Source organism: Desulfatitalea tepidiphila (genome assembly GCF_001293685.1).
Taxonomy (GTDB): Bacteria; Desulfobacterota; Desulfobacteria; order Desulfobacterales; family Desulfosarcinaceae; genus Desulfatitalea; species Desulfatitalea tepidiphila.
Genome location: NZ_BCAG01000003.1, coordinates 2,439,872 through 2,454,795, shown reverse-complemented (window position 1 = coordinate 2,454,795; position 14,924 = coordinate 2,439,872). Strand labels below are relative to the sequence as shown.

The window sequence follows — 14,924 nt, the reverse complement described above, 5'->3', positions numbered from 1 at the left end:
ATCTATTATTCAAGGCGGTCCAAAAACCTGCGTACAAAGTATTCCCATTCGCGTGTCTCAATTATCACGGAGGTCTGATTGTCAGCGGTGTGCAATGTAGTGATGACGTACCCTACAGGATCTCTAAAAACAAGATGAGAGTCCGTATCCAACACCAGTTTCAAGCCCAATCCCTTATCTCCAAAAAATGCCTTTAGTTGGCCGATAATTTTTTGCGGCGATCCATTTGAAATGGCCCGCATCTTTAACATCTTTTATCCTTTTGACAGCGTCATTGCGGTCATCTTTGGTATTCAATTCGCCTCAAATGACTTTTAAATACAACAATACAACTTACCGCTTCTATATCAATGGCCTTCGAACCGCGTACGCAAGAATCAGGTCTTGATAGAGATAGAAAACGATGAGCTGGAAGCCGCTGTGTCCCAAGCCAAAGCGTCGTTGGAAAAAGCCCGGGTCGACATCCAGGTGTATGCTTCTTCGGTTGAGAGTGCCCGAGCGGAGGTTGCTGCTAGCGAGGCCAAGATAAAAAGCGCCGCCGCTGATTTGGCAAAGTCTCGGATCAATCTTGAGGACGCCGAACGCGAGTGGACGCGCGCCCAAGAACTTTTTAAGGGGCAAGTGATCTCCAGGGCAGCCCTGGATCTATCCGACACGGCCTACCAGACCGCCGCCAATACGGATGCCGCCAGGGCGGGATTGGCCGCCGCCAGAGCGGCTAAGACGGAGGCGACCGCCCGGCTGCAGAACGCCGTAGACCTGCTGGCATCGGCCCGGGCGAACCTGAACGTGATCGAGGCACAACTATCGGTGTCGCAAGCCAAGCTTGCCCAAGCCCTGATCACATGTCCAATGGACGCTACTGTGGTTTACCTTGCTGTGGAACCTGGGGAAACGACCGCCCCTGGCGTGGCGTTGATGACCCTCGTCGACATGGCGAACCTATACGTTCGTGTGGATGTCGAAGCATCCATTGTGGCGGACCTCACATTGCAGGCCAATGCCGTGATCCGTGTCCAGTCAAAGGATGAACCCGAATTTGCCGGCCGGGTCGTTGAGATCGGCCAGCTCGCCGATTTTGCCACACAGCGGGATGTATCCAGAGGGCGGCAGGACATCAAAACTTTCAAGGTTAAAATCGGCATCGACCGCAATGACGGGGTCCTCGAGCCCGGCATGAGTGTGATGGTGGACACTGCCCTAAAGGAACGCCCATGAACCAGCCGCCAAAAGCCGTCGAGGTCTCCGCCCTGACCAAAAAATTCGGTGCGCTGAAAGCAGTGGACAATATCAGCTTCGAAGTACCGGCCGGAGAAATTTTCGGTTTTCTCGGTCCAAACGGGGCAGGCAAGACCACCTTGATCCGCATGTTGACACCCCTGCTAAAGCCCAGTTCCGGCTTAGCACGGGTGGGGTGCTGGGATGTCCTTACGCAGGCAGCAGCGGTGAGGCGGGAGATCGGCGTGGTGCCGCAGGCCATGACCAGCGATCTGGATCTCACCGCCATTGAGAACATGGATATTTACGGCCGTTTTTACAGCATTCCTGCAAAAGAGCGGCGCAAGCGGATCGCCGTTTTGCTCGAGAAAGTCGGGTTGACCGCCAGGGCCGGGAACCTGGTGGCCACATATTCAGGTGGTATGCGCCGGCGTCTGGAGATTGCCCGTGTTTTGGTGCATCATCCCAAAATCCTCTTTCTGGATGAGCCGACCATCGGCCTGGATCCCCAGTCTAGGCGGGTGGTTTGGCAGTTTGTGCGCGACCTGCAACAGGAAGAAGGCATGACGATTTTTCTGACCACCCATTACATGGATGAGGCCGAAAGCCTTTGCCAGCGCGTGGCCATTATCGATGCCGGTAGAATCATCGCTCTTGGAACGGTGGCCGATCTCAAGGCAGCCATACCGGGAAACGATGTAATCGCACTGGCGGTTGAAAACTCTTCCGACATCCTTGCGCAAAGCATTACAGCCTTGCCCTTCGTTCATAAAGTCGCTCCAGAAGACGGTGTCATTCGTGTGTTTGTAGATAGTGCGGCCCGCCACCTGCCCGCTCTTATCGAAACCGTTCTTGCGGCAGGGGGTGAACTTGCATCGGTGTCGGCCCATGAACAATCCCTGGAAGATGTTTTCATTCATTATACCGGCAAATCCATCCGGGAAGAAGAAGCCCGCAAAGTCAGCAGGCTCATCGGGGCGGGGTTGCCCCAAAAGTTGGGGAGATGAGATTGACATCTGGTGCATGATGTAATTCTATACTTTTTTCGTAGGCCGAGATACCGGGAGGCTCTATGATCCGATTGTTGGCTGTCATCGAACGGGATTTGAAAAAATTCCGACGCAATCCGATCACCTTGGCCATGAGCATCCTGCTGCCGATTATCTACCTGGTTATTCTGGGCAATTCTTTCCAGGGCAAGCTGCAAGGCCTACCGATAGTAGTGGTCGACCAAGACGGAGCAGAATGGTCGCAACGCCTGATGGACAACCTGCGTGCCTTGGTCAAAGGTCCTAAAACAGTGACGCTGGATCAGACCAGCGACGAAAACCAGGCCATTCGCAATGTCCGTCAGGGGCGCTACAAGGCTTGCCTGATCATCCCCATGGATTTCAGCAAAAAAAAAGCGGTCAAGGCCGCCCCGGAAGTGGCGCTTTTCCTGGACAACACAGACGGTATTTCTTCGGAAACCATCCGCAATGTCGTGACCGGCGCGCTGCGGGCAATCGCTTTGACCTATGTACCCCTAAGGGAGGATTTCGGCAGCCCCCAACTCAATGATATCAACTTGTATCAGCAGGTGGACTACCGCCAGTCCCTTGTGCCAGGCGTGATCATCATGGCCATTTTTCTGGGCACCCAGACCACGGGAGCCTTTAACCTGGTGATGGATCGCTTTCTCGGCGTCGATGAAAGCTATATGTTGACACCGTTGTCCAAAGGCGACATCGTGGGAGGCCTCATCATCAGCGGGCTTACAGTGACCACAATTATTGCCGTTTTCATCATGACGGTCGGCATGCTGATCACCGGCATATCTTTTTCCCGAACTTTCGGCCACTTCGCTTTGCTGCTGCTTATAATTGTGTTAACGACCATGAGTTTGCTAAGCTTGATGTTCGTCCTACTGGGCCGCCTGCGCCATCCAAGAGTCGTGGGCATCATCAGCGGTTTTATGAATGTAATTCTTTTTTTCCCAAGCGGGGCGGTGTATCCCATTGCCAGCTTTCCTGAATGGTTGAAACTCTTTGCTACAATTAATCCCTAAGCTTATGCAGTAGCGGCCCTGAAGTCGGTTCTTTTCAAGGGGATTGGTGTAGGGGCCGTCTGGGCCGATTTGCTTTTTCTTCTAATATTTACCGCCTTGATGATGTCTACGGCCATCATGCTATTCAAACGGACGCTGTCGTGATTGTCGTACGACCTTAGAAAACGATATGCCCTTCTCCCGGGCGATGCGATCGATCTTGGCTATCAGGATTGCCGGCATGTGGATCTTCTCGCGGACCAATTTTGAGTCATGCTTCTGCATCAGGATCCTCCTTGGATCTTTCACTCATACCGCAAGGTGATGCCGGGGGAAAGACAAATAGAGTGGCCCTGCATAAGTTAGGTGCGCTTATATCAGGATAGGCCGAACGCTCTGCCTAAGCTGCACGGCATTATGGCGCCCACTGGAGCGTTATGTTCGGCATTGGTTGCTCACTGAGATCATTAAGGATTCACTCCTTCACGTTCCTTCTTCTCCTCCGGTTTCCAAAAATTCGCAAAGCCATGAAGCTTATGAATCCCCAAAAGGCACCATTGGTACTATAGAGAATGAGAGGACACTCGCCGGAGAGAGCTGCTGGGAAGAGGATTATACCGATGGAAATCGTGGGAAACCAAAGGATGTAGTACAACACCAAAAGCGATAGAGTCTGGCCGAAGTCAGGTGAATAAGAGAAACCATAATCTATTAGGAGATGTTCGATTGGTCTCCCGGCGAAGGTCCACAACAACGCGCCTCCTGCGGCAAAGAAGAAGATCGATAAACACTTCATAGAAGTCGCGTTTCGCATTTTTCCTCCTATTGCCGAACGTTAAGGTCAGCAGCAGCCAGTTTTACCGTGGACCTTGTGAAATTTGATTTCAACCTGCTTTGACCTGTCTAAATTGGCACGGCCCTGGCTGCCTGCAGAAGTTACAGATATGCTATGGCCCGTAGAGCTTATTCAAATACCCAGTCCAGTCGAAAGCCCCAGACGGGTCAGCCACCCTCCATTCAACTGTCGAGACTCCCGACGGGGTAAGCAGCCCGACCACGCCTAAGGCGAGTTCAGGGAACACCATAAGGCTCGGATCACCCAGCGACACCATCGTCTTCGGCAGGCGGGCAGCTGACTCTTCGAACGATGTTGAGGTCTTATCGAACTTTATCGACTGTATGTTAGCGGCAGAATCTTGAGCTATCGCCAAGGCCGTTGTCGCAATCCTACGGACAATGGCTTTGTGGACAGAGTCTTTGATGAGCCCGATGGTGGTGACTAAGTAGGCTGCGTCCGATGCATAGAATTGCTCCTCATAGATCACGGAGCCTTTGGGGGTCGTTGCCGCCCACACCACGCAGGCTATCACAGCTCCGGCCGTGTTGCTAATGCTGACAACATAACGTCGTACCACGAGATGAAGGTCTATCTTTACATCTCCGGGGCGCAACGTTTCCGCAAGGTGTGGTGCGATCGTATCCCGTAGGGACTGCTCAATATTCCTCAAGTCATCGGGTCCGAACCTACCCCATGGTTGGACCCTGACAACGTTGAGAAAAGCGGCATCCTCAGCCATTGCAGCCGACGCGACATGTACATCGGCAGCGACTTTCCCGTCTCTGGGCAGGTCCAGACGCAAAGTGAAGTGCGACGTGACTCCGGTAGTGCCGCAGGCCGAGAGCGCCGCGCAACCCAACAAGGCTATCGCTGTAATTGAGATGAAGTACCGTGTCATATGCATTTCCGACAATTAGCCCAACGGTCGCGCTTGCCGGCAGGTGCGCGGCGGCAGCGGAGCACCTGTCCGAGCAAAGCATGATGTTAGCGTTCGCGGGGTCCACAGATTCCGAACTGGAAGCCTTCGTCAAATTGACAGCAGGACTGCTTTGGGCAGTCCGAGTCCCGGCGACAAAACGGCCCATTACCGCACACTGTAGGCGCGCTCAGCTGCTGCGTTGGTTGGGATGGGGCGGTAACAACCATTGATATCGAGGCGGGGAAATGTGCCGAAGTGGGATGCGCCAGAAGGAGCTGATCATGCTGGACGCGTTGCAGCTTATAGTGATGCCCTGCCTCGAATGTCCACTCGAATGCGCACCGGGCAATCAGGCCACTATTGCGCAGGATGGCAAGTTGAAGCCAATGTCGGCCCGATGGCAGGCTAATAGAGTAGGCGTAAGGCCAGCCGCTCTTCCGGTCCTCACGACTCCCGTCGACCGACACGATATGCAACTCCTCGTCATAAAGGACCATATACCGCCAATATCCCTTAACAACAGCAAGGTCGGCTCCTGGTACTTCGGGGCCACCGTAGGATTCATGCATCACGCAGCCCGCGAGAAATGTGAGTATGGACATCCCGACCGCCACTACAATCATTCGCAGCATCGACGCCATGCCTCAATTCATGTAAGACATTGAAAGGGTGCCGTTCTACAGTATGTGAAGCATCTATCTTGAACCGGAATGTGTCAATGAAAAATGAGACATCCTGGATCGAGTCGATGCATTCCGTATACTGCGGCAGTAATTTAATGTTTTGAACTGAGCCTCGAAAAAAAGGTTTGCATCGCTGACTTGCGGTCGAAAAAGGGATTCGATCATCACCAGATCCAATTGCAGTTCGGCAACTGACTTGGACATCATACTATATCCTCTGTCAGCGTGCACGATCATGTGCCGGCCAGGGGTCGAAGCCTTGGTCGGCCTATAAGGCTACGCAACATATGCCGACAATGCAGGATAAAACACCTGCTACGGTGGTGTCGCCGGGCCTTTCTTTGAGAAATATGATCCAAAACGGCAATACAAGGATGGGAGCCGTGGTGGTGACCAGAACTGTCTTGGCCGCACCGATCATTTGAATGGCGGTGACATAGCCAACCGCCGCCCCGCCATAGCTATCCTCCCAGGCAAGCGAGTCAATTACATACTTGCTAATCATTCGTTTCAGCTTTTCAGGCGATAACGAGCTGGGCATTGAATCCTCCGTATTGAAAACAGCTGCTCTTAGGGTTGTGAACATAGAATGGATGAAGGGAATGATCAACCGACAACGGTGACGGGCTTGCCGAAGCTCTGCGGTTTTCAGGGAATAGCGGAATTCAGCGACTTGAAATAGGGGTTGAAGGTCCCCCGGGATGTGGGCCCGAAGGTAATAGCGAGTTGACCTCTGAAACAAATAAACCGGCATTAGTATCTCCCCTCGTGTCATCCGAAAAGGTACCAGTGATTGGGATCATCAAAAGGTACCACTTTCCGTTTGGGCACTCAGAGATAACTAATAACAAATTGATATTATTAAAAAATAGTGCTGAAGGTCGGATTGCTATGGGGCTTATAACATGCTGAAATTATTATGGTGAAAACGGAAAGGGTGCGAGTTTTATGCTTCAATTTACACCCTATATGCACCCTTTTCCCCTTTTTGCTTACCCTGGGCGGTGCCAGTAGAATTCACCAGACCGGACTCGTGCAACTCACTCAGAACCTAAAACACCATCGACTTTCTTGATCTCTGGAGTGCGGGAAAGCGATCTTGAAATCACAGGGGTTCTGCTTGGAGTTCATGGGATTAATCAACTTTATTTCCGGTAAGTTGGGGAAGGGTGAACCGATTGAGGTCGTTTTCCATCGCGACGGAAAGCCCATGGAACAAAATCATGTCCGGAGGGTATTCAAAAGGGTGCTAAAAAGGGCCGGTATCAGAGAATTGCGTTTCCATGACATCTGCCACACTTTTGCAAGTTTGCTTCTTAGCAACGGGGAAGGGGTGGGGCGCTTCATTTGATCACCTCCGTCTGCCAGATTATGTAAGCCTGGTGTGTAAGAGACGGATCGGGTCAAAATAGGCGGAATTTCCAACAAAAACGAAAGCCTACTATTGATATAGCAGGCTTCGAAATCGATGGTGCCGAAGGCCGGAGTTCCTAGATTGATCATGAATTCGGCAAGTTGTCGATATCAATTTACTATTTGATCACATTAAATCACATTTTGTACGGTCCTGGCTGCATATTCGCATATGCAACCTCATATTTCTTACCGGTTGTTTTCCTCGGTCAGAGCACCCGCGGACCGTGCCATCGTCTCTGGATGTACAGTTCAGGCTGGGTAAATATATGTGGCCAGACGTCAAAGAAATAGGTTTCGAATCACCCCCATCACCGCGCCAATGGGGACCAGATAATGGATTGGGGAGTGAAACTTCTGCAGCAGCACCAGGGATACGACCGCGGAGACAATCGCAAATATGTCTGCGCTGCCGTCAGGTAACATCACCTTGTGTCCGAACCAGACCGCCAGATTGAGCACCACCCCCACGACCGTCGCGGTGACCCCGGTGAGCGCGGCCTGCAGCCGCTGGTTACCGGCCATGGCCTCGATAAACGGCGCACCGGCAAAGATGAAGAAAAAGCAGGGCACAAAGGTGACATTGGTGGTCAGCAATGCCGCCCCAAGTGCCGTGCAGCTGCCAGCCGATGTAGTTGGTCAGTTGATGGGCCTCGGTTTCCGATGCCACAGGCATCCAGACAAGCGCCGTCAAGGAAGGCGAGGAGTATGTCCTCAACGGATGCAAGCAGTATATCACCATGGCGCCCATCGCCGATTTTGCCATCATCCTGGCGGTCACGGACCCGGACCGAGGGCCTGGTGGTGTCAGCGCGTTTCTCGTGGAGGCCGATCGACCGGGCTACGAGTTGAGCGACCCGGTGATCCCCATGTCCGGAACACACTTTGACTGCAACATTTACCTGAAGGACTGCCGCGTGCCGGCCGCCAACCTGTTGGGTAAGGAGGGGGCCGGTTTTCTGATGGCCATGGACCGGATCAACGTCAACCGTCTTCTCCATTGTCCCACAATGATCGGCTTGGCCCAGAATCTATTGGACCGCTCCATCGCCCACGCAAAAAACCGCAAGCAGTTCGGTCGGTCCATTGGGGATTTTCAGGCCATCCAACATATGCTCGCCAACATGGCCATTGGGATTTATGCGGGGCGGAGCATGGTTCTGGCGGCCGCTGCCAAAGCCGACACGGGTCAAGACATTCGGAAGGAGGCGGCCATGTGTAAGGTCTTTTGTTCTGAGAAGGCCTTTGAAGTGTCGGATCTGGCCGTCCAGATTCACGGCAATGTCGGTATTACGAAGGGCCATCCGGTAGAAGTCCTTTTCAGGACCTTGCGCATGTATCGAATCGTCGTCGGCACCAGTGAGATCCAGCGCAATACCATCGTCCGGGCGCTGCTCAAGGAATCTAAAGGCCTCCCGCAAAATCAATAGCGTGCCGTATGCAAAAACATAGATGGAGTCATTAAGATGTCACGATCAACCATCAATGAGGCTGACGTCTACGGCCACACGTCACCGACGCAAACCACCATCGACATTAACGCCCAGGCACTAAAAGATCTTGCTGCGGATGACCTTCAGGACTTTGAAGATGCCCGTCGGGGATGGATCGCAAGTGTCTCCGACCTGAAAATCGTCCATCCCAAGGGCACCGCGGCCTGGGACCAGACGGCCTATCGATTCGTCGACGGCGAGGCGCCGCCCAGCGTCCATCCCAACCTCTGGCGTCAGGCCAAGCTGAACAACATTCATGGTTTGTTCGAAGTGGCCAAAGGCATCTATCAGTTGCGCGGGTTCGATCTGGCCAACCTCACCCTCATCGAGGGCAAAACCGGGTGGATCGTCGTTGATGCGCTGACATGTCGAGAGACGGCAACGGCGGCCCTTGAATTGGCCTGGAAGCATCTGGAACCCAAACCGGTCGTGGCCATGATCTTCACTCACAGCCATATCGATCATTTTGGGGACGCCACGGCAGTCATTCCAGCGCAGGATGCGGATAATAAAAAGGTCCGTATCGTTGCACCCCAGGGATTCATGGAAGAGTCCATCAGCGAATCGGTTCTGGCAGGTGGAGGCTATGGTGGAGATGGCTATCAAGGCGAACCAAGAGTCGATTAAGAAAGTCGATGCCCTGATGAAGCGCATGGATGAAACCCATGCCAGGCTCAAGGAGAGGTCCGGAAACAAGAGGCGTCTTTTTTATGGGCGTCGAGCAGGGGGCGAAACCGCCGTGAAGATGGTCCGTGCTCGTGCAGATGCATGCGACCTTAATACTAACAGAAACCTGGTGTATTAATTGTAGGTTAAACCATCGCCCACTGGCTGTTCTATTCCTGTGACCTGCGGGCGATGGTTCCTTGGACCATCCGCTTAAGCACCAACTATTTCCTTGCGCCCTACCAGCGCGACATTTCGGTTATACCCTAGTATGATTCCGATCATAACCGCCGATAAAATCAGGCCGATAATAGTAACCAGTAAGGTGGGAAAGCTCAATAGGAATCCAGCGAGCAACAAGGGCAGCCGCGCCCAGTTGGGAACCCTGCCCACCCCCTGAAGATATCCCTCGCAGCCGCCACTAATCAAAGCGATGCCAAAAACACATGAGGGCAAAATATAAAGCAGTGGCATCAAACTGCCCTGCAGCACCAACGCCGGTTGAAACACAAAAAACAAGGGCACGAAATAGATAACGATCCCTAGACGCATTGCCGTCCACGCGGTCTTCATTGGTGGGGCACCGGATATTGTTGCACCAAGGAATGCCGCGGCCGCCACTGGAGGGGTAATGCCCGACAGCATGGCGTAGTATACGATAAACAGATGCACAGCCACGACATTCATCCCGCCCAAGGTAATAATGGCCGGTGCCAGCGTAACGGAAAGAAAAATATATGCAACAATCGAAAGGCCCGCCATTCCGAGCACATAGCATGCACCGATCCCTAGCAGCAGGACCAAATAGATGTTTCCGCCGCCCAGATTCACCAAACCTGAGGTAACCGATCCCGAGACGCCAGTTATGGTCAAGCCGCTTACCACGAAAGCAATCGGAAGAATGATGGCAGCGGTCTGGCAGATCAGCAAGCCGATCTGCCGAATGGTCGTAAACAAACGCTTGGGCGTCATCCATGTCTGCTTGTTTAAGAAGGAGAGTGCGAACATGAGCACTGAAGCATACCACGGTGCTAAGTATTCCCAGCGCATCACCAGCAGCCCCCATACTAGAAAGATCATCACCGAAAGGAAGGGCCATCCCCGGCCCAACACCTTTCGCAAGGAGGGAATCTCTTCCTTTGGTAAACCGGTCAAGCCCGCCCTAGCGGCATAACCGTCTACTTGAAGAAGCAGCCCGAGATAATAGAGGAATGAAGGAACGATGGCGGCGATCATGATGACGCTGTAGTCGACCCCAATGGTGACAGCCATGACGAACGCAATGGCCCCCATCACCGGGGGCATCAACACTCCACCTGTAGATGCACAGGCCTCAATGGCTCCGGCATAATCAGGCGGGTAACCAGTTTTTTTCATGGTACGAATGGTGATCGAACCGGTGCCCACGATATTCGAGAAGACGCTGCCGCTCAAACTGCCGAAAAATGCGCTGGCTACGACCGACACTTTGGCCGGACCGCCGCGATACCTGCCGAAAATAGCGTTGGCCAGATCGATAAAGAAATCACCGGCCCCGGTAGCCAGCAGCACGCCGGCGAAAACTAGAAAGCCCAGTATGATTTCGGCAATGATCTTGGTTGTGATACCCATCATACCCTCATTTCTGAAGACATGGGCCTCGATGATTTGGGTGAAGGGGTAGTTGATCCCTTTGAAAATTCCGGGAAACCAATCTGCGATGAGGGGGTAGACACCCAGCAGCAGAACCACCAAAAAATAGGAAAAACCGCCGCTGCGCCTGGCGGCTTCCATCATGACGAGCCATGTCAAAATACCGAGAGGGATATGACTCCAGCCCATGATGATCATGTCACGAGCATTAAGGAAAAAAAAGATGCAGGTGCCGAAAATTACTGCCGCGATGATGAGATCATACCAAGGGGGTCCGCCAGGCCTACTGGTAGCCGGTATCGCGATAAAGACTGCTGCCGAAAACAGACCTATGAAAAGCCAGTAATATTCAACATCGAGAAGCACTCGCCCCCCGATCTGAAATCCGAACATGTAATAGATGGACAGGCCGATGCCGACGATGGACAACACCAGAAAAAGGATGCCTTGCCAACTGGTTAATGCACCTAAACGTGTGTTGTCCGCCTTCTGCTTTTCGACCGATTTCTTTTGATCCATGGTCCCTCCGGAACGATGCTGTGCAGCTCTGATTTAGGTCGGAGCACAGGTGGAAGCCTTGTTGAGGGGCCTCCACCCGAACGCAGCTCGAATTCAACTTACATGCGGGTCTTAAACACCGGAAGACCTTCCGTGTGCTTTTTGAGAATATCGAGGTATTCCTTGTTTTCCCAGTGCAGCTTGACCTTCTTGGATTTTGCTTCCGCAAGGGTTGCATTTCGCGCGGCAATCCATCGGTCCATCAGCTCAATCTGAGCTTGATTCCACTTGTCATCCGCTTCGGACCATTGGCCGATCTCACGCAGATAGCGAATGGTTCCTTCGGCAACGGGGAATGGGCTGCGATCCAGAAACTTGCGCGTATGTGTCATCGACATTCTTGCGTTGATGGCGTGCACACCCTTATATTGTTCAAAACGCTCGTGAAGCCACTTGGTCAACTGGTAGACTGTCTCTTGGTCGACGTCGGGCCTTGTCCAGAAAATAAAAGGGGAGGTCATCGCCTCGACCCCGATCGCGGATGGAACGCCGAAGTCAATTTTGTTTGGAATAACTGTAGGTCGTACCTTCAGGTAACCATCCCATCCGGCCTGATTGTCGGCAGGCATAGCAAGCCATCGAATTTTAAGGGGATGGGCTTCCATTTCGTAAGTGATAGAGCTGATGGGAGTCATATAGCTCACATCGGCTTTTCCATCGGTGACAGCCCGGCAGTTTTCAGCGTAGCTGCCGACCGGCACGAATGTCCAGTTTGCGGCGGCTTCTTCCTTGGTCCATCCGAGAAAAGCCGGCAAGGCTTCCTGTACCGCCAGCATCATGGGCGGCGACTGTGAAGAAAGCGCCACCCGCACCCCTTTTTGCTTTAAATCGAAGATTGTTTTATATTTCGAGTCACCCCTGACCGCAAAACTCCAAGGGGTATCGTTGTGGTGCCAAACTGCACGCTGTTGCGCTGCTTCTTGGATGGCGTAACCGCTTTCACCTTGAATGGATAGGCCAACTTCGGCTATGGAGGTCGAAACCAACTCGAACTCTTTATTCAAGGCAAATCGGATATATCTGCGAATCTCGCTGTCCTCTGGAACGACGCGGACGTTCATGCCGGTTTCTGACTGCAGGATCGGCCCCCAACCATTGACTGAGGCGAAACTGGCGCTTTGGGTGGTTGGTGTGGCGATCCTCAAAAAGGAAGGCCACTTAAAGGCCTGCTTGGTTTCATTCCCGGCAAAAGCCGCAGGACTCCAACTCAACATCATAGTGATGAAGCCGATCAACCATCCGAATAGCAATGTTCTTTTCATACTCACTCCTCTGGTTTCTGTGTAGTTAGACAATCCCCGTTGACAAAACAAATCGTAGGCGTCTTGTCAGGGATCACTTCGGCGAGACAAAATCGTCCAGTCGACTCCTCTATTGGAGATTATGGGCATGACAGGTTCTATACTGGATGGTAACTGTTTCGGGGCGGCTGAACCAGGATGTCTCGACCGCAACCGCTTTCATAACCGGCATGAACCTGAATTTTTCCGATATGCCAAGTTTAAAAGGATGTTCAATTAACATTTAGCAGGACGATTGCCAAGAAAAAAGCGTACGCTCGCTTTTTTTATTACTGAATTATGTTCGTTTATATCAAACACAAAATGGGTTGTGAATTAGGGTATCGTGTGCTTGCTTTGGGGATATAATCTCGGTATGGTGCCCGCCATTTCAAAAGCTTGGTTTATTCAATCATTCATGGGAGGAAATTCTTCAATGGTTCAAGGAAAAAACACGTTCTCGCGCATTTGGCACCAGCACTACGACTACAGCGTTCCAGTTTCAATTCGTTATCCGCAGATTGCTGTGCATGATCTTCTTCAGATTCCGGCAAATGCTCTACCGGACAAGGCGGCTTTGTACTACGAGGGCGTTCACATCACCCATCGACAATATCGTGACCTGGTGTTGCGTTTGGCCAATGCGCTGGCCTCTATCGGGGTCAAGAAAGGGGACCGGGTTGGCATTCAATTACCCAATTGTCCACAATATCTTATCGCCTACTATGCCACACTATGTCTGGGAGGCATTGTCGTTAATTTGAACCCAGCCTATACAAAAAACGAGCTTGCCTTGATTGTGGCCGATACGGGACTCGATACACTTTTTACGCTTGATGAATCAGCAGTTCTCGTCCAGGGGGTTTGTCGCGATGTTCACATCTCCAGAATTATCGTTACGAATCGACGAATGTATGCAAAAGATAAAAAGAATGAAATTGCCTGTGATATGGCATCGGGCTGGTATACGTTCTCATCGCTGTTGGAGGGGTGCGGCAATAACTGTAGGCCCCGTGTGGAGGTCGACAACGAGGACCCAGCTGTAATTCAGTTTACGGGCGGCACGACCGGGGTTCCCAAAGGTGTCGTACTCACCCATGCTAACCTGATCGCGGCCGTAATGCAAACCTCACCGCGTATGTATCCGATCTTGCAGTTCATCTCACCAGAGCGTCGTACTGCTCTGATTATTATTCCATTATATCACGTATATGGCAATTTGATCGCCAACTGGGCGCTTTTCAACGCAGCCACCCTTATTCTAGTACCACGATTTAACGCGGACGAGATCATCGATCTGCTCTTGAAGGTGGAAGAAATCACTTATTTTCCGGCCGTACCCACCATTCTGACCGCCCTGATCAATCATCCAAGAATCGGGGAAATTGATTTGAGTCGAAAGATTCACATCGTTAACTCCGGTGCAGCACCCTGCCCGGTCGAGCTGATTGAACGGCTGCGCGACATGGGTGTCTTTATCACCGAAGCCTGGGGAATGAGTGAAACATCGGGTTTGGGCGCCTTCAACCCTATTCTAGGCAAAAAGAAATCCGGCAGTATAGGTATTCCTGCGCCCGACAACGACATCCGTATTGTGGACACAGAAGATGGCGTCACCGATGTCCCCCAGGGGCAGCCCGGAGAGTTGCTCATCAAGGGTCCTGCGGTCATGAAGGAGTACTGGAACAATCCAGAAGAGACGGCTGGTCAACTGGTTGACGGATGGCTCCATACCGGCGATGTCGTCATACAGGACGAAGATGGTTTTCTATTTATCGTCGACCGAAAAAAAGACATGATTATCGCAGGAGGGTTTAACATCTATCCGCGCGAGGTCGACGAAGTACTATATGGACATCCCAAAATCAAAGACGCCGTCACTGTCGGCATTCCAGATACCTATCGAGGTGAAACAGTCAAGAGTTTCATTGTTCCAAGGGAAGGTGAAACTATCACGGCCGAAGAGATCATCGCCTATTGCAAAGAGAAAATGGCACCTTACAAGGTGCCACGCGAGATCGAATTCAGGGCCTCACTGCCACAGTCGGCGGCCGGAAAAATACTGCGGAAGATTTTAAGAGACGAGGAACAGAATAAGCAGCCATAACCACAACAGTCTATTTTGATGAAAAGCGGGTCCCTGTCCCGGACAATATCCTCATTAAATTTTCCCAAGTGAACGAGGAGCTTATGCCGGA

At 52.2% G+C, this 14,924-nt stretch carries 14 protein-coding genes and 1 pseudogene; 8 read left to right on the top strand and 7 right to left on the bottom strand.

Annotated features, from left to right (window positions below; genetic code table 11):
• Positions 1-5: 5 nt before the first annotated feature.
• Complete coding sequence (locus DFT_RS15490) at positions 6-251, bottom strand: hypothetical protein (protein WP_054032052.1); 246 nt, start codon at positions 249-251, stop codon at positions 6-8.
• A gap of 133 nt (positions 252-384) precedes the next feature.
• On the opposite strand from DFT_RS15490, the gene DFT_RS15485 reads away from it, so the two are divergent.
• The 3 genes from DFT_RS15485 (at position 385) to DFT_RS15475 (ending at position 3,265) form a co-directional block, all read left to right on the top strand.
• A complete protein-coding gene (locus tag DFT_RS15485; protein ID WP_054032051.1) occupies positions 385-1,218 on the top strand; it encodes an HlyD family secretion protein in 834 nt (277 codons plus the stop codon).
• Positions 1,215-2,225 carry an ATP-binding cassette domain-containing protein gene (locus DFT_RS15480; RefSeq protein WP_054032050.1) on the top strand — a complete coding sequence of 337 codons (1,011 nt, stop codon included), beginning with the start codon at positions 1,215-1,217 and terminating at the stop codon, positions 2,223-2,225. Before DFT_RS15485 ends, DFT_RS15480 begins: the two co-directional genes overlap by 4 nt.
• A gap of 134 nt (positions 2,226-2,359) precedes the next feature.
• On the top strand, positions 2,360-3,265 hold the full coding sequence (locus tag DFT_RS15475; protein WP_161807179.1) for an ABC transporter permease: 906 nt from the start codon (positions 2,360-2,362) through the stop codon (positions 3,263-3,265).
• A 120-nt stretch (positions 3,266-3,385) separates the two neighbouring features.
• On the opposite strand, the gene DFT_RS26295 is transcribed toward DFT_RS15475, so the two are convergent.
• From DFT_RS26295 to DFT_RS27535, 3 genes are all read right to left on the bottom strand, one after another.
• Complete coding sequence (locus DFT_RS26295; protein WP_161807178.1) at positions 3,386-3,529, bottom strand: hypothetical protein; 144 nt, start codon at positions 3,527-3,529, stop codon at positions 3,386-3,388.
• A gap of 662 nt (positions 3,530-4,191) precedes the next feature.
• On the bottom strand, positions 4,192-4,980 hold the full coding sequence (locus DFT_RS15465; RefSeq protein WP_054032047.1) for a hypothetical protein: 789 nt from the start codon (positions 4,978-4,980) through the stop codon (positions 4,192-4,194).
• Between the two features lie 972 nt (positions 4,981-5,952).
• Complete coding sequence (locus DFT_RS27535) at positions 5,953-6,438, bottom strand: DUF6538 domain-containing protein (protein ID WP_054032045.1); 486 nt, start codon at positions 6,436-6,438, stop codon at positions 5,953-5,955.
• 375 nt (positions 6,439-6,813) lie between these two features.
• On the opposite strand from DFT_RS27535, the gene DFT_RS27325 reads away from it, so the two are divergent.
• Positions 6,814-7,035, top strand: coding sequence for a tyrosine-type recombinase/integrase (locus DFT_RS27325; RefSeq protein WP_152972014.1), 222 nt, complete (start codon positions 6,814-6,816; stop codon positions 7,033-7,035).
• Positions 7,036-7,379: 344 nt separating this feature from the next.
• Here the strand turns inward: DFT_RS27325 and DFT_RS15445 are convergent, their stop codons facing one another.
• Entirely contained in the window at positions 7,380-7,694 is a 315-nt protein-coding gene (locus DFT_RS15445) for a chromate transporter (protein WP_054032043.1), read from the bottom strand.
• 74 nt (positions 7,695-7,768) lie between these two features.
• Here DFT_RS15445 and DFT_RS26995 point away from each other — a divergent pair.
• From DFT_RS26995 to DFT_RS15435, 3 genes and pseudogenes are all read left to right on the top strand, one after another.
• Positions 7,769-7,999 (top strand): annotated as a pseudogene (locus DFT_RS26995) (acyl-CoA dehydrogenase family protein); the annotation flags it as partial.
• A 15-nt stretch (positions 8,000-8,014) separates the two neighbouring features.
• On the top strand, positions 8,015-8,527 hold the full coding sequence (locus DFT_RS15440) for an acyl-CoA dehydrogenase family protein (RefSeq protein ID WP_268750694.1): 513 nt from the start codon (positions 8,015-8,017) through the stop codon (positions 8,525-8,527).
• Positions 8,528-8,563: 36 nt separating this feature from the next.
• The gene (locus DFT_RS15435; protein WP_054032042.1) at positions 8,564-9,217 is read left to right on the top strand and encodes an MBL fold metallo-hydrolase; all 654 of its coding nucleotides are present in this window, start codon (positions 8,564-8,566) and stop codon (positions 9,215-9,217) included.
• Positions 9,218-9,469: 252 nt separating this feature from the next.
• Here DFT_RS15435 and DFT_RS15425 read toward each other — a convergent pair whose 3' ends face one another.
• Together DFT_RS15425 and DFT_RS15420 are read right to left on the bottom strand one after the other, a co-directional pair.
• The gene (locus tag DFT_RS15425) at positions 9,470-11,407 is read right to left on the bottom strand and encodes a TRAP transporter permease (protein WP_054032040.1); all 1,938 of its coding nucleotides are present in this window, start codon (positions 11,405-11,407) and stop codon (positions 9,470-9,472) included.
• A 98-nt stretch (positions 11,408-11,505) separates the two neighbouring features.
• Positions 11,506-12,708 (bottom strand): TAXI family TRAP transporter solute-binding subunit, encoded by a 1,203-nt coding sequence (locus DFT_RS15420; protein ID WP_054032039.1) that lies wholly within the window; start codon positions 12,706-12,708, stop codon positions 11,506-11,508.
• Positions 12,709-13,102: 394 nt separating this feature from the next.
• Here DFT_RS15420 and DFT_RS15415 point away from each other — a divergent pair, with 394 nt between their 5' ends.
• Positions 13,103-14,833: a long-chain-fatty-acid--CoA ligase gene (locus DFT_RS15415; RefSeq protein ID WP_235506243.1), complete on the top strand. Its 1,731-nt coding sequence runs from the start codon at positions 13,103-13,105 to the stop codon at positions 14,831-14,833.
• Positions 14,834-14,924: the final 91 nt, after the last annotated feature.